This is a genomic window from Salmonella sp. 32010601201800023SM, from assembly GCF_017572235.1.
GTDB lineage: Bacteria > Pseudomonadota > Gammaproteobacteria > Enterobacterales > Enterobacteriaceae > Salmonella > Salmonella enterica.
In genome coordinates this window covers 101,339-123,198 of sequence record NZ_JAGEQS010000008.1, presented here as the reverse complement: position 1 = coordinate 123,198, position 21,860 = coordinate 101,339, and the positions used below count along the sequence as shown (strand labels likewise).

The window sequence follows — 21,860 nt, the reverse complement described above, 5'->3', positions numbered from 1 at the left end:
AGTGCTTACTCGCCCGCTTTCGCCCAGGTATCACGCAGGCCCACGGTGCGGTTAAAGACCAGCTTATCGGCCGTTGCATAGCGGCTGTCGAGGCAGAAGTAGCCTTCACGTTCAAACTGGAAAGCTTTCCCTGCTACCGCCGCTTTCAGCGACGGCTCGCCATACCCCTGCTTAATCACTAATGATTCGGGGTTGATAACAGACAGGAAGTCCTCCGCGGCGCCCGGGTTCGGCACGCTGAACAGACGGTCGTAGAGACGAATTTCAATCGGCAACGCATGTGCTGCGCTAACCCAGTGGATTACGCCTTTCACTTTACGCCCGTCAGCCGGATCTTTACTCAGCGTATCGGCATCATAGGTACAGAAGATGGTGGTGATATTCCCTTCGGCATCCTTCTCTACGCGCTCCGCTTTAATGACGTAGGCATTACGCAGACGCACTTCTTTGCCCATCACCAGACGCTTGTACTGCTTGTTCGCTTCTTCGCGGAAATCTGCGCGATCGATCCAGATCTCACCGCTAAACGGCACTTCACGGCTGCCCATCTCCGGTTTATTCGGATGGTTAGGCATGGTAACCATTTCGCTCTCGCCCTGCGGGTAGTTTTCGATAACCAGTTTTACCGGATCGATTACCGCCATCGCGCGCGGCGCGTTTTCGTTCAGATCTTCGCGAATGCAGGATTCCAGCGACGCCATCTCAATGGTGTTGTCCTGCTTGGTGACGCCGATGCGTTTGCAGAACTCACGAATAGAAGCCGCGGTATAGCCGCGACGGCGCAGACCGGAAATAGTCGGCATACGCGGATCATCCCAGCCTTCGACGTGTTTGTCGGTCACCAGCAGGTTCAGCTTACGCTTGGACATCACGGTGTATTCCAGATTCAGCCGCGAGAATTCGTACTGGCGCGGGTGAACCGGAATGGTGATGTTGTCCAGCACCCAGTCGTACAGACGACGGTTATCCTGGAACTCCAGCGTACACAGAGAATGAGTAATGCCTTCCAGCGCATCGCTGATGCAATGAGTAAAGTCGTACATCGGATAGATGCACCACTTGTTGCCAGTCTGATGATGCTCGGCGAATTTAATGCGATACAGCACCGGATCGCGCATCACGATAAACGGCGACGCCATGTCGATTTTAGCGCGCAGACAGGCTTTACCCTCTTCAAAACCGCCGGTACGCATTTTTTCAAATAGCGCGAGGTTCTCTTCGACGCTGCGATCGCGGAACGGGCTGTTTTTACCCGGCGCGGTCAGCGTACCGCGGTATTCGCGGATCTGCTCCGGCGTCAGCTCATCAACGTAGGCCAGGCCTTTATTGATCAGCTCGACCGCATAGGCGTGCAGTTGGTCAAAGTAATCAGAGGAGTAGCGAATATCGCCAGACCAGTGAAAGCCTAACCACTCGACGTCATTTTTGATCGAATCAACGTACTCGATATCTTCTTTTACCGGGTTGGTGTCATCGAAACGCAGGTTGCACTGGCCCTGATAATCTTGCGCGATGCCAAAGTTCAGGCAGATAGATTTCGCGTGGCCGATGTGCAGATAGCCATTCGGCTCCGGCGGAAAACGGGTATGGACAGTGGTATGTTTACCACTCGCCAGATCTTCATCAATAATCTGACGAATAAAGTTAGTCGGGCGGGCTTCAGCCTCACTCATCGTGGATTCCTCAAAGCGTAAACAACGTATAACGGCATATGATCTTATAAGCCGGACAGACTGACAACCTTTAGTTACTTAAAAAGTGGCTTTGCAGAAAATATTGGGGCTAATTGCGGTAAAAAAAAGCGGCGAAGGTTTCCCTCTGCCGCTTATGTTTCCTGTGATATCGCCGGATGGCGTCTTACGCCTTATCCGGCCAGGAAGCGATTATTTGCTCTTGATCTCGTACAGTGGCGTTTTACCCGCTACCACGTGACCATCCGCTTTGATGACCAGAGCGCTGAAGTCATCGCTGTTGCTGCAAACAACCGGGCTTATCATGGAACGCGCATTGGCATTCAGGAAGTCCAGATCCAGTTCCAGCACCGGCTGACCCGCCGTGACTTCCGCACCCTCTTCTACCAGACGCTTAAAGCCCTGACCGTTCAGCGCGACGGTATCGATACCCATATGGACAACGATCTCCGCGCCTTTTTCGGTTTCCAGACAGAACGCGTGGTTAGTGTTGAAGATTTTCACGATAGTACCCGCCGCCGGAGAAACCACGGTTTTATCGGTGGGTTTCACCGCCACGCCGTCGCCGACCGCTTTGCTGGCGAAAGCTTCATCCGGTACCTGATCCAGCGCCACTACCTCACCGGTAATCGGAGAGACCAGTTCAGCGATAGTCACCGCATTCGGCACCGCCTGGGGTTTGGCCGCCGGAGCAGGTGTCGCAACGTGAGCCGCATCAGCAGACGCTGCCGCGACCGGCCCCCGCGCCACCACTTTCTTCATTTCATCGCCAATCGATTCCGCTTTCGCGCCGACAATAACCTGAATGGTCTGTTTGTTCAGTTTAACCACCCCGGAAGCGCCGAGGCGTTTGCAGGCCGCATCGTTAACGCGAGCAGAGTCGTTCACGGTCAGGCGCAGACGGGTAATACACGCATCGATCGCTTTCAGGTTGTCCGTACCGCCAACCGCAGCAATATAGCTGGTCGCCAGTTGCGTTAACCCTTCTTCGGTGTTGCTGTTGGCTTCTTCCGTTACCATCTCATCAACTTTATCTTCGCGGCCCGGCGTTTTCAGGTTAAACATACGAATAACCGCGCTGAACAGCAGGAAGTAGATGATAAAGAATACAACGCCCATCACCAGCAACATCCAGACGTTATTGCTGGCCGCTGGCAGGTTATACATCAGAACATAGTCGATCGCGCCTGCCGAGAAAGAGAAGCCCGCATGGATACCCAGCAGCGTCGCGACGAACAGGCTGATACCGGTCAAAATGGCGTGCAGGAGGTACAGCAGCGGCGCCAGGAACATAAACAGGAATTCCAGCGGCTCGGTTACGCCGGTCAGAAACGCGGTGATCGCGACAGACAGCAGCATACCGCCCACCATCGGACGACGTTCTTTCGGCGCGGCGAAATACATCGCCAGAGCGGCGCCCGGCAGGCCAAACATCATGATCGGGAAGAAGCCGGACATAAACATCCCCGCCGTGCCGTCGCCAGCATAGAAGCGGTTGATGTCGCCGTGGAATACAGTGCCTGCGGCATTGGTGAATTCGCCAATCTGGAACCAGGCGATGGTGTTCAGTACCTGATGCAGACCGGTGGGGATCAGCAGACGGTTGATGAAGCCAAAGATACCGGAACCCAGCGCGCCTGCGGAAACGATCCATTCACCGCCCGCATGGATGCCATGCTGTACCGGCGGCCAGACGTAACCGAAAATAGCGGCCAGCACCAGACAGAAAAAGCCCGTTGCGATCGGCACAAAACGTTTTCCACCGAAGAAACTGAGAAAATCAGGCAGTTTGATACCAGACCAGCGATTATAAACCGCGCCGCCGACCAGACCGGTAATAATCCCCGCCAGCACGCCCATGTTGATTTCCGGGTTAATCGTCACCATCGCTTTGGTCATGACGAAGTAACCCACGGCTCCCGCCAGCGCTGCCGCGCCTGCGCTATCTTTAGACCAACTGGAGGCCACGCCGATAGCGAAAACCAACGCCAGGTTATCGAAAATAGACCCGCCCGCTTGCGCGATAAACGGCATATTCAGCAAATCTGGTTGGCCGAATCGCAGCAACAACGCTGCCACCGGCAACACGGCGATAGGGAGCTGCAACGCCCTACCCAGCCGCTGGAAAAAACCTAAAATATTCATCTTATTCCCCCTACGAGACGCCGATATGGCTTCTTTGAAGCCGTTTTTTATTGTGCTGCAAACGTTAAAAACGTGATGTTCTGTAATCGAACGGTGAGATCATCTTCTGCAGAGTGTGTGGAAAATTAATTCGCCTCGCAAATTAAACGGGTGTTTTTTGTGATTATAATCACTAAATATCGTAATCACCCCCACCATCCACTGGCTAACACGGAAAACTTATTTTATGATTCAAAAAATCAGGACGGATTGAACACGAACCCTGGATATCCAGGTTACGCTTAATACGATCCGCCAAATTTTGACATTGATTATCGAGGTGAAGAATGAGACTGATCCCCCTGAGTACCGCAGAACAGGTTGGCAAATGGGCCGCTCGCCATATCGTTAACCGTATTAATGCGTTCAAACCGACCGCCGATCGTCCGTTTGTCCTTGGACTGCCTACCGGCGGCACGCCGCTAACGGCGTACAAAGCGCTGGTTGAGATGCACAAAGCGGGCGAGGTCAGCTTTAAGCATGTGGTCACCTTTAATATGGACGAATATGTTGGCCTGCCGAAAGAGCACCCGGAAAGCTACCACAGCTTTATGCATCGTAACTTTTTCGATCACGTTGATATTCCAGCAGAAAACATCAATCTTCTCAACGGTAACGCACCGGATATCGATGCGGAATGCCGTCAATATGAAGAAAAAATTCGTTCTTACGGTAAAATCCATCTGTTTATGGGCGGCGTCGGCAACGACGGTCACATCGCCTTTAACGAACCGGCGTCTTCCCTGGCTTCCCGTACCCGTATCAAAACGTTAACCCATGATACTCGCGTAGCGAACTCCCGCTTCTTTGACGGTGACGTAAACCAAGTGCCGAAATACGCGCTGACGGTAGGTGTAGGCACGCTGCTGGATGCGGAAGAAGTGATGATTCTGGTGCTGGGCCATCAGAAAGCCCAGGCGCTGCAGGCGGCGGTTGAAGGCAACGTCAACCACATGTGGACCATTAGCTGCCTGCAACTCCATCCGAAAGCGGTTGTGGTATGCGATGAGCCGTCCACAATGGAACTTAAAGTTAAAACATTGAAATATTTCAATGAATTAGAAGCAGAAAATATTAAAGGTCTGTAATGTTGTCTCCGCCCCGCCAGTCAATGCGGGGCGGTAAATTTTTGATATCGGGGGTCGGAATGTATGCTTTAACCCAGGGCCGGATCTTTACCGGTCACGAAATTCTTGATGACCATGCGCTTGTTGTCGCTAATGGCCTGATTGACCGCGTTTGTCCGATGGCCGAACTGCCGCCGGGAATAGAACAACGCTCATTGAATGGGGCCATTCTCTCCCCCGGTTTTATTGATGTGCAGCTAAACGGCTGCGGCGGCGTGCAGTTTAACGATACCGCAGAAGCCGTCAGCGTTGAAACGCTGGAAATTATGCAGAAAGCCAATGAAAAATCGGGCTGTACTAACTTTCTGCCAACGCTTATCACTACCAGCGACGAATTGATGAAACAGGGCATTCGCGTCATGCGCGAATACCTGGAAAAACATCCGCACCAGGCGCTGGGTCTCCACCTGGAAGGCCCCTGGCTTAATCTGGTAAAAAAAGGCACCCATAATCCTGATTTCGTGCGTAAACCAGACGCTGCGCTGGTCGATTTCTTATGCGATAATGCCGACGTCATCACCAAAGTCACACTCGCGCCGGAAATGGTGCCTGCTGACGTAATCGCTAAACTGGCGAATGCGGGCATTGTGGTTTCCGCAGGTCACTCCAACGCGACGTTAAAAGAGGCGAAAGCGGGCTTCCGCGCCGGGATTACCTTTGCGACTCACCTGTTTAACGCGATGCCGTACATTACAGGGCGTGAGCCGGGCCTTGCTGGCGCTGTTCTGGACGAAGCGGATATTTATTGCGGCGTTATCGCCGATGGTCTGCATGTCGACTACGCCAACATTCGCAATGCCAAACGCCTGAAAGGCGACAAACTTTGTCTGGTGACAGACGCCACCGCACCGGCGGGGGCCAATATTGAGCAGTTCATTTTCGCAGGTAAAACAATATACTACCGCAATGGACTGTGTGTGGATGAAAACGGTACGTTGAGCGGTTCGTCCTTAACCATGATTGAAGGCGTACGCAACCTGGTCGCGCATTGCGGCATCGCGCTGGATGAAGTGCTGCGCATGGCAACGCTCTATCCGGCTCGCGCTATCGGCGTTGATAAACATCTCGGTAGCATTGCGCCGGGTAAAGTCGCCAACCTGACCGCGTTCACCCACGATTTTAAAATTATCAAGACCATCGTTAATGGTGACGAGGTCGTTGACTTGAGTAAGTGAGAATATGACACCAGGCGGACAAGCTCAGATAGGTAACGTTGATCTCGTAAAACAGCTTAACAGCGCGGCCGTTTACCGCCTGATTGACCAGCATGGTCCTATCTCGCGCATACAAATTGCCGAGCAAAGCCAGCTTGCCCCCGCCAGCGTAACGAAAATTACGCGTCAACTCATTGAACGCGGGCTGATCAAAGAAGTCGATCAGCAGGCCTCTACCGGAGGCCGCCGCGCTATCTCTATCGTCACGGAAACCCGTAACTTCCATGCCATTGGCGTTCGCCTGGGCCGTCATGACACCACTTTAACGCTCTACGATCTGAGCAGTAAAGTGGTCGCTGAGGAGCATTATCCGCTACCGGAGCGCACCCAGGAGACGCTGGAACATGCGCTGCTCAACACCATCGCCGTCTTTATTGATAGCTGTCAGCGTAAAATTCGTGAATTGATCGCTATCTCGGTGATCCTGCCAGGGCTTGTCGATCCGGAAAGCGGCGTGATTCGTTACATGCCGCACATTCAGGTTGAAAACTGGGGACTGGTCGAAGCGCTGGAAAAACGGTTTCACGTTACCTGTTTCGTGGGACACGATATCCGTAGCCTGGCGCTGGCGGAACACTACTTCGGCGCCAGTCAGGATTGCGAGGACTCGATTCTGGTGCGCGTTCATCGTGGTACAGGCGCCGGGATTATCTCCAACGGACGCATCTTCATTGGCCGTAACGGCAACGTCGGCGAAATTGGGCATATTCAGGTGGAGCCGTTGGGCGAGCGCTGCCACTGCGGTAATTTCGGCTGTCTGGAAACCATTGCCGCCAATGCGGCGATTGAACAACGGGTGCTGAATTTGCTTAAACAAGGGTATCAAAGCCGTGTTCCGCTTGACGACTGCACGATTAAAACCATCTGTAAGGCGGCAAACCGGGGCGACAGCCTGGCCTCGGAAGTCATTGAGCATGTTGGTCGCCATTTGGGCAAAACGATCGCCATTGCTATCAACCTGTTTAATCCGCAAAAAATCGTCATTGCCGGCGAGATCATTGAAGCCGATAAAGTCCTGTTGCCCGCTATCGAAAGCTGTATCAATACGCAGGCGTTAAAGGCCTTTCGCAAAAATTTGCCGGTGGTACGCTCCACGCTGGATCACCGTTCTGCTATCGGCGCATTTGCCTTAGTTAAACGCGCCATGCTCAACGGAACATTGCTGCAACGTTTGCTGGAAAGTTGATGCGCTCTTATAGTATCGGATTATTCACAAATTCCCTGGGTAGTTCATGACCATCAAGAATGTAATCTGCGATATCGACGGCGTGCTGATGCACGACAACGTAGCCGTACCCGGTGCGGCGGAATTTCTGACGGGGATTCTGGAAAAAGGTCTGCCGCTGGTGCTGCTGACCAATTACCCGTCGCAAACCGGCCAGGATCTGGCGAACCGTTTTGCTACCGCTGGCGTTAACGTGCCGGACAGCGTGTTTTATACGTCAGCAATGGCGACAGCCGATTTTCTGCGCCGTCAGGAAGGTAAGAAAGCGTATGTCGTGGGCGAAGGCGCGCTTATTCACGAGCTCTATAAAGCGGGTTTTACCATTACCGATGTGAACCCTGATTTTGTCATCGTTGGAGAAACCCGCTCCTACAACTGGGACATGATGCATAAAGCAGCATTTTTCGTCGCCAATGGCGCGCGCTTTATCGCTACCAACCCGGATACTCACGGTCGCGGCTTTTATCCGGCCTGCGGCGCGCTGTGCGCAGGCATTGAAAAAATTTCCGGCCGGAAGCCATTTTATGTCGGCAAACCCAGCCCGTGGATCATCCGCGCGGCGTTAAACAAAATGCAGGCGCACTCGGAAGAGACCGTTATCGTCGGCGACAACCTGCGCACCGACATTCTGGCGGGGTTCCAGGCCGGTCTGGAGACCATTCTGGTGCTTTCAGGCGTATCAACGATCAATGATATTGACAGTATGCCGTTCCGCCCAAGCTGGATTTACCCTTCCGTCGCCGAGATAGACGTTATCTAAACCTGTCCCCTGCCCGATGACGCGCCGCTTTCAGGCCTACGGTTCGAACAACATTGTAGGCCTGATAAGCGAAACGTCATCAGGAAAAACATAATTCAATTAAACCACGATAAAACTGAAGATCCATCAATAAATCCGCGCAATACGTAATCATTTTTCACTAATCAACAATGGCGATTGCATTTTTCATTTTTCAGACCGTAATCCCCTTGCGCCTTCCACGCCTTTGCGGCATTTTTTAGTCAAGCAAATACAAAAAGTACGACGCAACAGATTAACGGAGAAGGCTATGTGTTCTATTTTCGGCGTATTCGATATCAAAACAGATGCAGCGGAACTGCGTAAAAAAGCCCTTGAACTGTCACGCCTGATGCGCCATCGCGGCCCGGACTGGTCCGGCATCTACGCTTGCGATAACGCGATTCTCGCACATGAACGCTTGTCGATTGTTGATGTTAACGCTGGCGCCCAGCCCCTGTATAACGCCAGAAAAACCCACGTACTGGCGGTGAACGGTGAAATTTATAACCATCAGACGTTACGCGCGGAGTATGGCGATCGTTACGCGTTCCAGACAGGCTCCGACTGCGAAGTTATTCTCGCGCTATATCAGGAAAAAGGGCCGGATTTCCTTGACGATTTACAGGGGATGTTCGCCTTCGCCCTGTATGACAGCGAAAAAGACGCTTATCTGATTGGTCGTGACCATATCGGTATTATTCCGCTCTACATGGGCTATGACGAATTCGGCAACTTCTACGTAGCGTCAGAAATGAAAGCGCTGACCCCGGTCTGCCGCACCATTAAAGAGTTCCCGGCGGGCAGCTACCTGTGGAGCAAAGACGGCGAAATTCGTCAGTACTATCAGCGCGACTGGTTCGATTACGATGCGGTAAAAGACAACGTCACCGACAAAAACGCGCTGCGCCAGGCGCTGGAAGAATCCGTGAAAAGCCACCTGATGTCCGACGTGCCCTATGGCGTGCTGCTCTCCGGCGGTCTGGACTCGTCGGTTATTTCGGCAATCACCAAAAAATTCGCCGCCCGTCGCGTCGAAGATCAGGAGCGCTCCGAAGCCTGGTGGCCACAGTTGCACTCTTTTGCGGTCGGTCTGGAAGGTTCGCCTGACCTGAAGGCGGCCCAGGAAGTGGCTAACCACCTCGGCACCGTGCACCATGAAATTCACTTCACCGTGCAGGAAGGCCTTGATGCCATTCGTGATGTTATCTATCACATTGAAACCTATGACGTGACCACTATCCGCGCCTCAACGCCAATGTATCTGATGTCGCGTAAGATCAAAGCGATGGGCATCAAAATGGTGCTCTCCGGCGAAGGTTCCGATGAGGTGTTTGGCGGCTACCTGTACTTCCATAAAGCGCCGAACGCCAAAGAGTTACATGAAGAGACGGTCCGTAAGCTACAGGCGCTGCATATGTATGACTGCGCCCGCGCCAACAAAGCGATGTCCGCCTGGGGCGTGGAAGCGCGCGTACCGTTCCTGGATAAAAAATTCCTCGACGTGGCGATGCGTATCAACCCACAGGATAAAATGTGCGGCAACGGCAAGATGGAAAAACACGTGCTGCGCGAGTGCTTCGAGTCTTATCTGCCAGCAAGCGTCGCGTGGCGTCAGAAAGAGCAGTTCTCTGACGGCGTAGGCTACAGCTGGATCGATACGCTGAAAGAAGTGGCGGCGAAACAGATTTCCGATCAACAACTGGAAACCGCCCGCTTCCGCTTTCCATACAACACGCCGTCGTCTAAAGAGGCGTACTTGTACCGGGAAATTTTTGAAGAATTGTTCCCGGTGCCGAGCGCGGCGGAATGCGTACCCGGCGGCCCGTCCGTGGCCTGTTCTTCCGCCAAAGCCATTGAGTGGGATGAAGCATTCAAAACGATGGATGACCCGTCAGGCCGCGCGGTCGGCGTGCATCAGTCGGCGTACCAGTAAATTAACGATGACGAAAGAGCCCTTAGTGGCTCTTTTTTTATAGCAAACCACTTTCGGAAAAACGATTAATAACCAATAATTGCCGAATATTGCGCCACGCTGTTCGCAACCTAACCAAACAGACACTTTCCGACGTTTTTCGATGAAAAAGAGGTTGACGCTTCAAGGCTCAATACGCATAATGCGCCCCGCAACGCCGATAAGGTAACGCGAAAAAAAGATGGCTACGTAGCTCAGTTGGTTAGAGCACATCACTCATAATGATGGGGTCACAGGTTCGAATCCCGTCGTAGCCACCATCTTTTTTGCGGGAGTGGCGAAATTGGTAGACGCACCAGATTTAGGTTCTGGCGCCGCAAGGTGTGCGAGTTCAAGTCTCGCCTCCCGCACCATTCACCGATAAGCGTTGTACGGATGGGGTATCGCCAAGCGGTAAGGCACCGGTTTTTGATACCGGCATTCCCTGGTTCGAATCCAGGTACCCCAGCCATATTTCTTCGAGTTTGCGGTTCACCGCGACGGTATTGGGGTATCGCCAAGCGGTAAGGCACCGGTTTTTGATACCGGCATTCCCTGGTTCGAATCCAGGTACCCCAGCCATCGAAGAAATCATCTGGCTACGTAGCTCAGTTGGTTAGAGCACATCACTCATAATGATGGGGTCACAGGTTCGAATCCCGTCGTAGCCACCATATTCAGAACACGTCGAGGTATTCGACCGGTTCGAAAATAATTTGTTGGGGTATCGCCAAGCGGTAAGGCACCGGATTCTGATTCCGGCATTCCGAGGTTCGAATCCTCGTACCCCAGCCAGTTTTAAAGACGCTCTGCTAATGAGCGCAAGAAGTACGACAATTGGGGTATCGCCAAGCGGTAAGGCACCGGATTCTGATTCCGGCATTCCGAGGTTCGAATCCTCGTACCCCAGCCACCTTTAAAAAGCTCGCTTCGGCGAGCTTTTTGCTTTTCTGGCAATTCGGACTGCCTGATGGCGCTACGCTTATCAGGCCTACGGGCGAATACAGGCCGGGTAAGGTATCCGCCACCCGGCATAACACAAACTACAACCCCAACGCATACTTCAGCGCCTGACGTTTTAGCACGCCTGCGCGCTGCGCCGCCATCAGCCCCATATTGCGTAAAATACGCAGCGGCGGCAGTTCATTGCTGAACCCGGCATAAAACAGATCCATTCCACTTTGCATCATAAAATTATCTGCCATGCGCCGCGTCTGATAGCGTTTCAACACCGAATGGCTGGCCCAGGACTCGCCATAGCTACGGGCACTCGCCAGCACATCAATCAACGCATCAACATCCCGATACCCCAGGTTGACGCCCTGCCCGGCCAGCGGATGAATGGTATGCGCCGCGTCGCCTACCAGCGCCAGCCCCGGTTGCGCATACTGCAACGCGTGACGACGGGTTAGCGGAAACGCGCCCGCCGCGACAGGCATCACCGCCCCCAGACGCGCCGGAAAGTGCTGGTTAATTTCCACCTGCAATTGCGTCATCGATAAACCCTGCAACTGGCGAATACGTGCCGGAGCGTCATACCACACCAGCGACGCCCAATCATCGAACAGCGGCAAAAAGGCGCGCGGCCCCGTTGGCGTAAACTGCTGCCAGGTGCTGTCGCCTGGCGAATTTTCACACTTGACGGTGATAAGCATACACGACTGCGCATATTGCCAGGCATGAATGCCAATTCCCGCCATTTGCCGAACCTGCGAATTCGCGCCGTCGGCGCCAATCACTAACTTCGGCGTTACCCATTCGCCGTCGGCCAGTTCCAGCGCATAACCATCGTGGCGGCGGTGCAATGCCGCCAGTGAAGCCGGAACGCGCAGCGTCACGCCGGGGTGCGCTTCCAGCGCCTGCCACAGCGCCTGTTGCAGGACGTTGTTCTCTACCATATAGCCTAACAGCGGCAGCTTGAGTTCAGCGGCGTCGAACACCACATGGGCGTTTTCCCACTCCCAGGTCTCCAGTCGCCGATAAGGATGGCTACGCATCCCCTGCACCGCCTCCCAAACGCCCAGTCCCTTGAGCAGCGCCACGGATGCCGCGCTAATGGCCGAAATCCGCACGTCAGGCTGGCTGTCAGCCACAAACGGCGCAGGCGCGGCATGTTCTATTACCATCACCGTAAACCCTTGCTGCGCCAGACCCAGCGCCAGCGCGCCGCCGACCATTCCCCCGCCGACAATGGCAATTTCCGTTGGTTGATTTGTCATGGTCATTCATCCTGTTACGTTTTAGACAAGTTTACAGGATTTTTTACCCATTAGGGCTGACGTCAGTCATACTGGTCACAACCGCGCCAAAGCATTACACTATGCGCCCTGCTTTTCAGCCACTATTTCGCAAGAGCAAGTCGATGACTAAAAAACTCCATATTAAAACCTGGGGCTGTCAGATGAACGAGTACGATTCATCGAAGATGGCCGATCTGCTGGACGCCACCCACGGCTATCAACTGACCGACGTGGCGGAAGAGGCGGATGTGCTGCTGTTGAATACCTGCTCAATCCGCGAGAAGGCTCAGGAAAAAGTCTTCCATCAATTAGGTCGCTGGAGACTGTTAAAAGAGAAAAATCCCGATCTGATTATCGGCGTCGGCGGCTGCGTGGCTTCCCAGGAAGGCGAGCACATTCGTCAACGCGCCCATTACGTCGACATTATTTTTGGCCCGCAAACCTTACACCGCCTGCCGGAGATGATTAACTCCGTGCGTGGCGACCGCAGCCCGGTGGTCGATATCAGCTTCCCGGAAATCGAGAAGTTCGACCGTTTGCCGGAACCGCGCGCAGAAGGCCCGACCGCTTTCGTTTCTATCATGGAAGGCTGCAATAAATATTGTACTTACTGTGTGGTACCGTATACCCGCGGTGAAGAAGTCAGCCGTCCCTCAGACGATATCCTGTTCGAAATCGCCCAGCTAGCGGCGCAGGGCGTGCGTGAGGTCAACCTGCTGGGCCAGAACGTTAACGCCTGGCGCGGAGAAAACTACGACGGCACCACCGGCACCTTTGCCAATCTGCTGCGTCTGGTTGCCGCCATCGACGGCATTGACCGTATTCGCTTTACCACCAGCCATCCGATTGAGTTCACCGACGATATTATCGAGGTGTACCGCGATACGCCGGAGCTGGTCAGTTTCCTGCATCTGCCGGTACAGAGCGGTTCCGATCGCGTGTTGAATCTGATGGGGCGCACCCACACTGCGCTGGAATATAAAGCAATCATCCGTAAACTGCGCGCGGCGCGGCCGGACATTCAGATAAGCTCTGACTTTATCGTCGGATTCCCTGGCGAAACTACCGATGATTTCGAAAAAACCATGAAGCTTATCGCTGACGTCAACTTTGATATGAGCTACAGCTTTATCTTCTCTGCGCGTCCGGGAACGCCGGCTGCCGATATGGTTGATGACGTACCGGAAGAAGAGAAGAAGCAGCGTCTGTATATTCTGCAAGAGCGTATCAATCAGCAGGCGATGGCATGGAGCCGCCGTATGCTCGGCACGACACAGCGCATTCTGGTGGAAGGCACGTCACGTAAAAACATTATGGAACTGTCTGGCCGTACCGAAAACAATCGGGTGGTGAACTTTGAAGGCACGCCGGAGATGATTGGTAAGTTTGTCGATGTGGAAATTACTGACGTCTATCCGAACTCCCTGCGCGGAAAAGTGGTGCGTACCGAAGATGAAATGGGTCTGCGCGTCGCCGAAACGCCGGAGTCCGTCATTGCCCGTACCCGTAAAGAAAATGAGCTGGGCGTAGGATTCTACCAGCCTTAATCCTGCAGGAAAGGCAATAATGCCCGATGGCGCTACGCCTGTCGGGCTTCCTGGTCATGGCCTGTCGCCCGACGGGCCTTGCAATTTTCCCTCTTCATCCCCATCTTCATTGCAATGCTTGCGCCTTTTCCCTATGGCGTGAATAATTTCCTTAGATGCCGGTAAATGTTCAGCGTCCGGCGATACAGACACAAGAGGAACAGTTTGAATATAGACACTCGCGAAATTACCCTTGAGCCCGCAGACAACGCCCGTCTGTTGAGCCTTTGCGGGCCGTTTGATGACAATATTAAACAGCTCGAACGTCGTCTCGGTATTGAAATCAACCGCCGTGACAATCACTTTAAACTGACCGGTCGTCCGATTTGCGTGACCGCGGCGACAGATATTTTGCGAAGTCTGTATGTCGATACCGCACCGATGCGCGGCCAGACTCAGGATATCGAACCGGAACAAATTCATCTGGCGATCAAAGAAGCGCGGGTGCTGGAACAGAGCGCGGAAAGCGTGCCTGACTATGGCAAAGCGATTAATATCAAAACCAAGCGCGGCGTGATTAAACCGCGTACCCCGAACCAGGCGCAGTACATCGCCAATATTCTCGATCATGATATTACCTTTGGCGTCGGCCCGGCGGGTACCGGTAAAACGTATCTTGCGGTCGCCGCTGCGGTAGACGCCCTGGAGCGCCAGGAGATTCGCCGTATTCTACTGACCCGTCCGGCGGTGGAAGCGGGCGAAAAACTCGGCTTTCTGCCAGGCGATTTAAGTCAGAAGGTGGACCCGTACCTGCGTCCGCTGTATGACGCGCTGTTCGAAATGCTCGGCTTTGAAAAAGTCGAGAAGCTGATTGAACGCAATGTGATTGAAGTCGCGCCGCTGGCCTATATGCGCGGACGCACATTAAACGACGCCTTTATCATTCTGGATGAAAGCCAGAACACCACTATCGAACAGATGAAGATGTTCCTGACGCGTATCGGCTTTAACTCGAAAGCGGTGATCACCGGCGACGTGACGCAGATTGACCTGCCACGCAACACCAAATCCGGCTTGCGTCATGCCATTGAAGTGCTGGCGGAAGTTGATGAAATCAGCTTTAACTTCTTCCACAGCGAAGACGTGGTTCGCCATCCGGTCGTTGCCCGCATTGTGAACGCCTATGAAGCCTGGGAAGAGGCCGAACAAAAACGCAAAGCGGCGTTGGCGGCAGAGCGTAAGCGTGAAGCCCAGGAGCAGGAACAGAAATGAACCAGGTGATCCTCGATTTACAGTTGGCCTGTGAAAACCACGCGGGCCTGCCGGATGAAGCTCAGTTTCAACGCTGGCTGGACGGCGTTATTCCGCAGTTTCAGGAAGAGGCGGAAGTCACAATCCGTCTGGTGGATGAGGCCGAAAGCCACGACCTTAATTTGACGTACCGCGGGAAAGATAAACCCACTAATGTTCTCTCCTTCCCGTTTGAAGCGCCCCCCGGCATTGAAATGCCGCTACTGGGCGATCTGATTATTTGCCGTCAGGTCGTGGAGCAGGAAGCGCAAGAACAGAGCAAGCCGCTGGAGGCGCACTGGGCGCACATGGTCGTGCACGGTAGCCTGCATTTGCTGGGTTACGATCATATCGACGATGACGAAGCAGAAGAGATGGAGTCTCTCGAAACGGAGATTATGCTTGCTATGGGCTATGAGGATCCGTACATTGCCGAGAAGATTGCAGAATAGTAGCTTGCCGGATGGCGGCGCTTGCGCCTTATCCGGCCTACATTCATGCCTTTTGTAGCCCTGATAAGCGTAGCGTCATCAGGCAAAACATGCCGTCACAGCTGAGTATACGCATGACGAGCTTTGTATTAACTAACATGAGAACCCATACGACGCCATGAGCGACGACAATTCACACAGTAGTGACACAGTAAACAGCAAAAAGGGATTTTTCTCCCTCTTACTCAGCCAGCTTTTCCACGGTGAACCGAAAAACCGTGAGGATCTTCTGGCGCTGATCCGTGATTCCGGGCAGAACGAACTTATCGATGAAGATACGCGCGACATGCTCGAAGGGGTGATGGACATCGCGGACCAACGCGTTCGCGACATCATGATCCCCCGTTCCCAGATGATTACCCTGAAACGCAACCAGACGCTTGACGAGTGCCTTGATGTCATTATCGAGTCTGCCCACTCGCGTTTTCCGGTGATCAGCGAGGACAAAGATCACATTGAAGGGATTCTGATGGCGAAAGACTTGCTGCCGTTTATGCGCAGCGACGCCGAAGCCTTCAGCATGGAGAAAGTGTTACGCCAGGCGGTTGTTGTCCCGGAAAGCAAGCGGGTCGATCGTATGCTGAAAGAGTTCCGCTCACAGCGTTACCATATGGCTATCGTGATTGACGAATTCGGCGGGGTATCCGGTCTGGTAACCATCGAAGATATCCTCGAACTGATAGTCGGCGAAATCGAAGATGAGTATGACGAAGAAGACGATCTCGATTTCCGCCAACTCAGCCGCCACACCTGGACCGTTCGCGCGCTGGCGTCCATTGAAGACTTTAATGAAGCCTTCGCGACCCACTTTAGCGATGAAGAGGTTGACACCATCGGCGGTCTGGTGATGCAGGCATTTGGTCATCTCCCGGCGCGCGGTGAAACCATTGATATTGATGGTTACCAGTTTAAAGTCGCAATGGCCGACAGCCGGCGTATTATTCAGGTTCATGTCAGGATCCCGGATGACTCGCCCCAGCCCACGCTGGATGAATAAAACCGATATTGGACGTATAACTCAATGGCATTTGCCTCATTAATTAAACGCCAGCGCATTCGCCTGCTGCTGGCGTTATTATTCGGCGCCTGCGGAACACTGGCTTTCTCTCCGTATGACGTCTGGCCCGCAGCGATAGTGTCGCTTATCGGGCTGCAGGCCTTAACGTTTAATCGCCGCCCGCTCCAGTCTGCCGCCATCGGCTATTGCTGGGGACTCGGACTTTTCGGTAGCGGGATTAACTGGGTTTATGTCAGTATCGCGCAGTTTGGCGGCATGCCGGGCCCGGTTAACGTTTTTCTGGTGGTGCTGCTTGCAGCTTATCTCTCGCTGTATACCGGACTGTTTGCCGGGATTTTGTCGCGCCTGTGGCCAAAAACCAACTGGCTGCGCGTCGCTATCGCCGCGCCTGCAATATGGCAAATCACCGAATTTTTACGCGGCTGGGTGCTGACCGGCTTCCCCTGGCTGCAATTTGGCTATAGTCAGGTCGATGGCCCGCTAAAAGGCCTGGCGCCGGTAATGGGCGTCGAAGCGATCAACTTCCTGCTGATGATGGTCAGCGGCCTGTTAGCGCTGGCACTGGCGACGCGGAACTGGCGTCCGCTGGCTGTCGCCGTGATTCTGTTTGCTTTGCCCTTTCCGCTACGTTATATCCAGTGGTTTACGCTGGAACCTACCAAAGCGACCCAGGTATCGCTGGTGCAGGGCGATATTCCGCAGTCGCTGAAGTGGGACGAAAACCAGCTACTGAATACGCTAAAAATTTATCTCAACGAAACTCGCCCAGAGTTAGGCAAATCACAGATTATTATCTGGCCTGAGTCGGCGATTCCGGATCTCGAAATCAATCAGCAGCCTTTCCTTCGTTCGCTGGACGAGATGTTACGCGAAAAAAATAGCACGCTGATCACCGGTATTGTCGATGCGCGTCTCAATAAACAGAATCGATACGACACCTACAATACGATTATTACGTTGGGCAAGGATAATCCATACAGTTATGACTCGCCCAATCGCTACAATAAAAATCACCTTGTGCCCTTTGGCGAGTTCGTTCCGCTGGAGTCTATCCTGCGTCCGCTGGCGCCGTTCTTCGATCTGCCCATGTCCTCCTTTAGCCGCGGCCCTTATATCCAGCCGCAGTTACATGCGCACGACTATAAGCTGACGGCGGCAATCTGTTATGAAATTATTCTTGGCGAGCAGGTGCGAGATAACTTCCGCCCGGACACCGACTACCTGCTGACGATTTCTAACGACGCCTGGTTTGGTAAGTCCATTGGCCCGTGGCAACATTTCCAGATGGCGCGGATGCGTTCGCTGGAGCTGGCGCGTCCGTTACTGCGCAGTACTAATAACGGTATTACGGCGGTGATTGGCCCGCAGGGCGAAATTCAGGCGATGATCCCGCAGTTCACACGCCAGGTACTGACCACCAATGTCACGCCAACCACGGGTTTAACTCCCTATGCCCGTACCGGCAACTGGCCGCTATGGGTACTGACCGCGCTGTTTGCTTTTGGCGCGGTAGTGATGAGTCTGCGACAACGACGGAAATAATCTCTCCCCAGGCCGGATAGCGCTTCATTTATCCGGCCTGAAAATCCTCCTTTTTTCCTCATTCTGGCACGTCTATTGCTTTGTTAAACATGGCAAACCTGTTCTGGCTGCTTGTGCAACCGGGTCGCACCAAAAACGATCATCGGTAGCACCTGAACGGTGCAATGTAGGATTTTTGCCTCTGAACGGTGCGGCGCACTTCGCAAAAATAAACAATATCGCAGCAAAATATTTACAACAAGCCACACTAAATGTTAACAAACACACATAACACTGCACGCGCAAGTTGCAGGCAATAACAACATCACAATAGCTATCAATGCGTCGACGGCGCAGATGATAAAGGAGTTGGATATGCAATTACGTAAGCTAACCACAGCAATGCTGGTCATGGGACTGTCTGCGGGCCTTGCGCACGCAGAAGATGGCGCGCCTGCCGCTGGTAGCACCCTGGACAAGATCGCTAAAAATGGCGTGATCGTCGTCGGGCATCGCGAATCTTCTGTGCCCTTTTCTTATTACGACAACCAGCAGAAAGTGGTCGGCTATTCCCAGGACTACTCCAACGCCATTGTGGAAGCGGTAAAAAAGAAACTTAACAAGCCCGATCTGCAGGTGAAGCTGATCCCGATCACCTCGCAAAACCGTATTCCGCTGTTGCAAAACGGAACCTTCGATTTTGAATGTGGTTCAACGACTAACAACCTTGAGCGCCAGAAACAGGCCGCTTTCTCCGATACGATTTTCGTCGTCGGGACGCGACTGCTGACTAAAAAAGGCGGCGATATTAAAGATTTCCCGGATCTGAAAGGCAAAGCGGTTGTCGTCACCTCCGGGACGACCTCTGAAATTCTGCTGCATAAGCTTAACGAAGAACAAAAGATGGGGATGCGTATTATTAGCGCGAAAGACCACGGAGACTCGTTCCGCACCCTGGAAAGCGGTCGCGCCGTCGCCTTTATGATGGATGACGCGCTGCTGGCCGGCGAGCGCGCCAAAGCCAAGAAACCGGATAACTGGGAGATTGTCGGTAAACCGCAGTCCCAGGAAGCCTACGGCTGTATGCTGCGTAAAAACGACCCTGAGTTTAAAAAGCTGATGGACGATACCATCGCCCAGGCGCAAACCTCCGGCGAAGCGGAAAAGTGGTTTGATAAGTGGTTTAAAAATCCGATCCCACCGAAAAACCTGAACATGAATTTCGAATTGTCTGACGAGATGAAAGCCCTGTTCAAAGCACCGAATGATAAAGCGCTTAACTAACTAAAACTAAATGGGACGGGACTCCTGTCCTCTCGATTGTCGCTCAGCACGGACAGACTATAAGCCTGATGGTCGTTCCCCATCGGGCCTGAAGCCGCAAATCGCCGGGCAACAATCTTCGAGGGTAGCGCTGCTACCCTTTTTTTTCGGAGTAGATGTATGTCAATAGACTGGAACTGGGGTATTTTTTTACAGGAAGCCCCCTTCGGCAATACCACCTATCTCGGCTGGCTATGGAGTGGTTTTCAGGTCACCGTAGCCCTTTCGATTACCGCCTGGATTATCGCTTTCCTGGTAGGATCTATTTTCGGCATTTTACGTACCGTTCCCAACCGTTTCCTCTCCGGACTGGGCACATTGTACGTAGAACTGTTCCGCAACGTGCCGCTGATCGTGCAATTCTTCACCTGGTACCTGGTGGTGCCTGAACTGTTGCCGGAAGATCTTGGCATGTGGTTTAAGGCAGAACTCGATCCCAATATTCAGTTTTTCCTCTCCTCAATGATCTGTCTGGGACTGTTTACCGCCGCCCGCGTTTGCGAACAGGTGCGCGCCGCGATTCAGTCTCTGCCTCGCGGGCAGAAGAACGCGGCGTTGGCGATGGGGCTAACGCTGCCGCAGGCTTATCGCTATGTCCTGCTGCCGAATGCCTATCGCGTTATCGTGCCGCCAATGACGTCAGAGATGATGAACCTGGTGAAAAACTCGGCTATTGCCTCAACCATCGGCCTGGTGGATATGGCGGCGCAGGCAGGCAAACTGTTGGATTACTCGGCGCACGCCTGGGAATCCTTCACCGCCATTACGCTGGCCTATGTGCTGATTAACGCCGTTATCATGCTGGTCATGAGCCTGGTTGAACGCAAAGTCCGCCTGCCGGGCAACGTGGGGAGCAAATAATGTACGAATTTGACTGGAGTTCGATTATCCCCTCACTGCCTTACCTGCTGGCCGGGTTGGTCATCACGCTGAAGATCACCGTCACCGCCGTTGTCGTGGGGATAGTCTGGGGAACCATTCTGGCCGTCATGCGCCTCTCAAGCTTTGCCCCTATCGCCTGGTTTGCTAAAGCGTATGTTAACGTTTTCCGTTCCATCCCGTTGGTGATGGTCTTGCTGTGGTTCTATCTGATTGTACCCGGCTTTCTGCAAAACGTGCTGGGACTATCGCCGAAAACCGATATCCGCCTGATCTCCGCGATGGTGGCATTCTCCATGTTTGAAGCGGCCTACTATTCCGAGATTATTCGCGCCGGTATTCAAAGTATTTCCCGCGGGCAGTCCAGCGCCGCGCTGGCGTTGGGGATGACCCACTGGCAGTCGATGAAGCTCATTATTCTGCCGCAGGCGTTTCGGGCGATGGTGCCGCTGTTGCTTACGCAGGGCATCGTGCTATTTCAGGACACCTCTTTAGTTTATGTACTCAGCCTGGCGGACTTCTTCCGCACCGCGTCGACTATCGGCGAGCGTGACGGTACTCAGGTCGAAATGATTCTGTTCGCCGGCGCCGTTTATTTTGTTATCAGCCTGAGCGCGTCGTTGCTGGTCAGCTATTTGAAGAAAAGGACAGTTTAATGATTACCCTGAAAAATGTTTCAAAATGGTATGGTCACTTTCAGGTGCTGACCGATTGTTCAACAGAAGTGAAAAAAGGTGAGGTGGTGGTAGTCTGCGGGCCATCGGGTTCCGGTAAATCCACGCTGATTAAGACCGTCAATGGTCTGGAACCGGTGCAAAAAGGCGAAATTACCGTTAACGGCATTATAGTGAACGACAAAAAAACCGATCTGGCGAAACTGCGTTCCCGCGTAGGCATGGTATTCCAGCACTTCGAACTGTTTCCCCACCTGTCGATCATCGAAAACCTGACGCTGGCGCAGGTGAAAGTGCTGAAACGCGATAAGGCCGCCGCCCGCGATAAAGGCCTGAAGCTGTTGGAGCGCGTTGGCCTGTCTGCACATGCCAACAAGTTCCCGGCGCAGCTTTCCGGCGGCCAGCAGCAGCGCGTGGCGATCGCCCGCGCGCTATGTATGGACCCCATTGCCATGTTATTCGATGAACCGACTTCCGCGCTCGATCCGGAAATGATCAACGAGGTGCTGGACGTGATGGTCGAACTGGCGAACGAAGGGATGACTATGATGGTGGTGACGCACGAAATGGGCTTTGCCCGTAAAGTGGCTAACCGGGTGATCTTTATGGATGAAGGTAAAATCGTCGAAGATTCGCCAAAAGAGGAGTTCTTCGCTAACCCCAGTTCCGATCGCGCAAAAGACTTCCTTGCGAAAATCCTGCACTAATCTTCCCGGCGCGCACGT

17 protein-coding genes and 7 tRNA genes are annotated in these 21,860 nt (G+C 53.4%); 21 read left to right on the top strand and 3 right to left on the bottom strand.

The genetic code is table 11. The annotated features are described in order from the left end of the window. Window positions 1-5 precede the first annotated feature (5 nt). Together glnS and nagE are read right to left on the bottom strand one after the other, a co-directional pair. Entirely contained in the window at window positions 6-1,673 is a 1,668-nt protein-coding gene (gene glnS, locus J4617_RS20430; RefSeq protein WP_001287181.1) for a glutamine--tRNA ligase, read from the bottom strand. Window positions 1,674-1,883: 210 nt separating this feature from the next. Next, window positions 1,884-3,836, bottom strand: a complete 1,953-nt coding sequence (nagE, locus tag J4617_RS20425; RefSeq protein WP_001023068.1) for a PTS N-acetyl glucosamine transporter subunit IIABC — start codon at window positions 3,834-3,836, stop codon at window positions 1,884-1,886. Window positions 3,837-4,162: 326 nt separating this feature from the next. Here nagE and nagB point away from each other — a divergent pair, with 326 nt between their 5' ends. The 12 genes from nagB (at window position 4,163) to J4617_RS20365 (ending at window position 11,086) form a co-directional block, all read left to right on the top strand. Beyond that, on the top strand, window positions 4,163-4,963 hold the full coding sequence (gene nagB, locus J4617_RS20420; protein WP_001237059.1) for a glucosamine-6-phosphate deaminase: 801 nt from the start codon (window positions 4,163-4,165) through the stop codon (window positions 4,961-4,963). 59 nt (window positions 4,964-5,022) lie between these two features. Beyond that, entirely contained in the window at window positions 5,023-6,177 is a 1,155-nt protein-coding gene (gene nagA / locus J4617_RS20415) for an N-acetylglucosamine-6-phosphate deacetylase (protein ID WP_000271186.1), read from the top strand. Window positions 6,178-6,181: 4 nt separating this feature from the next. Next, a complete protein-coding gene (gene nagC / locus J4617_RS20410; protein ID WP_000187578.1) occupies window positions 6,182-7,402 on the top strand; it encodes a DNA-binding transcriptional regulator NagC in 1,221 nt (406 codons plus the stop codon). A 46-nt stretch (window positions 7,403-7,448) separates the two neighbouring features. Then, window positions 7,449-8,201, top strand: coding sequence for a ribonucleotide monophosphatase NagD (gene nagD / locus J4617_RS20405; protein WP_000153143.1), 753 nt, complete (start codon window positions 7,449-7,451; stop codon window positions 8,199-8,201). A gap of 289 nt (window positions 8,202-8,490) precedes the next feature. Continuing rightward, a complete protein-coding gene (asnB, locus tag J4617_RS20400) occupies window positions 8,491-10,155 on the top strand; it encodes an asparagine synthase B (RefSeq protein WP_000337034.1) in 1,665 nt (554 codons plus the stop codon). A 222-nt stretch (window positions 10,156-10,377) separates the two neighbouring features. Beyond that, a tRNA-Met gene (locus J4617_RS20395) sits at window positions 10,378-10,454 on the top strand. Window positions 10,455-10,462: 8 nt separating this feature from the next. Beyond that, window positions 10,463-10,547, top strand: a tRNA-Leu gene (locus J4617_RS20390). Window positions 10,548-10,570: 23 nt separating this feature from the next. Further along, window positions 10,571-10,645, top strand: a tRNA-Gln gene (locus tag J4617_RS20385). Window positions 10,646-10,680: 35 nt separating this feature from the next. Continuing rightward, a tRNA-Gln gene (locus J4617_RS20380) sits at window positions 10,681-10,755 on the top strand. A gap of 15 nt (window positions 10,756-10,770) precedes the next feature. After that, window positions 10,771-10,847: transfer RNA gene (locus tag J4617_RS20375), tRNA-Met, on the top strand. Between the two features lie 46 nt (window positions 10,848-10,893). Then, window positions 10,894-10,968, top strand: a tRNA-Gln gene (locus J4617_RS20370). A gap of 43 nt (window positions 10,969-11,011) precedes the next feature. Then, a tRNA-Gln gene (locus J4617_RS20365) sits at window positions 11,012-11,086 on the top strand. A gap of 130 nt (window positions 11,087-11,216) precedes the next feature. Here J4617_RS20365 and ubiF read toward each other — a convergent pair. After that, entirely contained in the window at window positions 11,217-12,392 is a 1,176-nt protein-coding gene (gene ubiF / locus J4617_RS20360) for a 3-demethoxyubiquinol 3-hydroxylase (RefSeq protein ID WP_000184628.1), read from the bottom strand. 143 nt (window positions 12,393-12,535) lie between these two features. Here ubiF and miaB point away from each other — a divergent pair, with 143 nt between their 5' ends. The 9 genes from miaB to gltL all read left to right on the top strand — a co-directional run bounded on the left by miaB (window position 12,536) and on the right by gltL (window position 21,842). Beyond that, a complete protein-coding gene (miaB, locus tag J4617_RS20355) occupies window positions 12,536-13,960 on the top strand; it encodes a tRNA (N6-isopentenyl adenosine(37)-C2)-methylthiotransferase MiaB (protein ID WP_017465564.1) in 1,425 nt (474 codons plus the stop codon). Between the two features lie 204 nt (window positions 13,961-14,164). Further along, entirely contained in the window at window positions 14,165-15,211 is a 1,047-nt protein-coding gene (locus J4617_RS20350) for a PhoH family protein (RefSeq protein ID WP_001018045.1), read from the top strand. Continuing rightward, entirely contained in the window at window positions 15,208-15,681 is a 474-nt protein-coding gene (ybeY, locus tag J4617_RS20345; RefSeq protein ID WP_001077547.1) for an rRNA maturation RNase YbeY, read from the top strand. The genes J4617_RS20350 and ybeY overlap by 4 nt, the downstream gene beginning before the upstream one ends. Before the next feature lie 157 nt (window positions 15,682-15,838). After that, window positions 15,839-16,717 (top strand): CNNM family magnesium/cobalt transport protein CorC, encoded by an 879-nt coding sequence (gene corC / locus J4617_RS20340; RefSeq protein WP_017465565.1) that lies wholly within the window; start codon window positions 15,839-15,841, stop codon window positions 16,715-16,717. 24 nt (window positions 16,718-16,741) lie between these two features. Continuing rightward, entirely contained in the window at window positions 16,742-18,280 is a 1,539-nt protein-coding gene (gene lnt, locus J4617_RS20335) for an apolipoprotein N-acyltransferase (protein WP_017465566.1), read from the top strand. Window positions 18,281-18,634: 354 nt separating this feature from the next. Continuing rightward, window positions 18,635-19,543, top strand: a complete 909-nt coding sequence (locus tag J4617_RS20330; RefSeq protein ID WP_001518176.1) for an amino acid ABC transporter substrate-binding protein — start codon at window positions 18,635-18,637, stop codon at window positions 19,541-19,543. 159 nt (window positions 19,544-19,702) lie between these two features. Beyond that, on the top strand, window positions 19,703-20,443 hold the full coding sequence (gene gltJ, locus J4617_RS20325; RefSeq protein WP_000020930.1) for a glutamate/aspartate ABC transporter permease GltJ: 741 nt from the start codon (window positions 19,703-19,705) through the stop codon (window positions 20,441-20,443). Next, complete coding sequence (gltK, locus tag J4617_RS20320; RefSeq protein WP_000272799.1) at window positions 20,443-21,117, top strand: glutamate/aspartate ABC transporter permease GltK; 675 nt, start codon at window positions 20,443-20,445, stop codon at window positions 21,115-21,117. The genes gltJ and gltK overlap by 1 nt, the downstream gene beginning before the upstream one ends. Continuing rightward, window positions 21,117-21,842 carry a glutamate/aspartate ABC transporter ATP-binding protein GltL gene (gene gltL, locus J4617_RS20315; RefSeq protein WP_000631369.1) on the top strand — a complete coding sequence of 242 codons (726 nt, stop codon included), beginning with the start codon at window positions 21,117-21,119 and terminating at the stop codon, window positions 21,840-21,842. Before gltK ends, gltL begins: the two co-directional genes overlap by 1 nt. The last annotated feature ends 18 nt before the right edge of the window (window positions 21,843-21,860 follow it).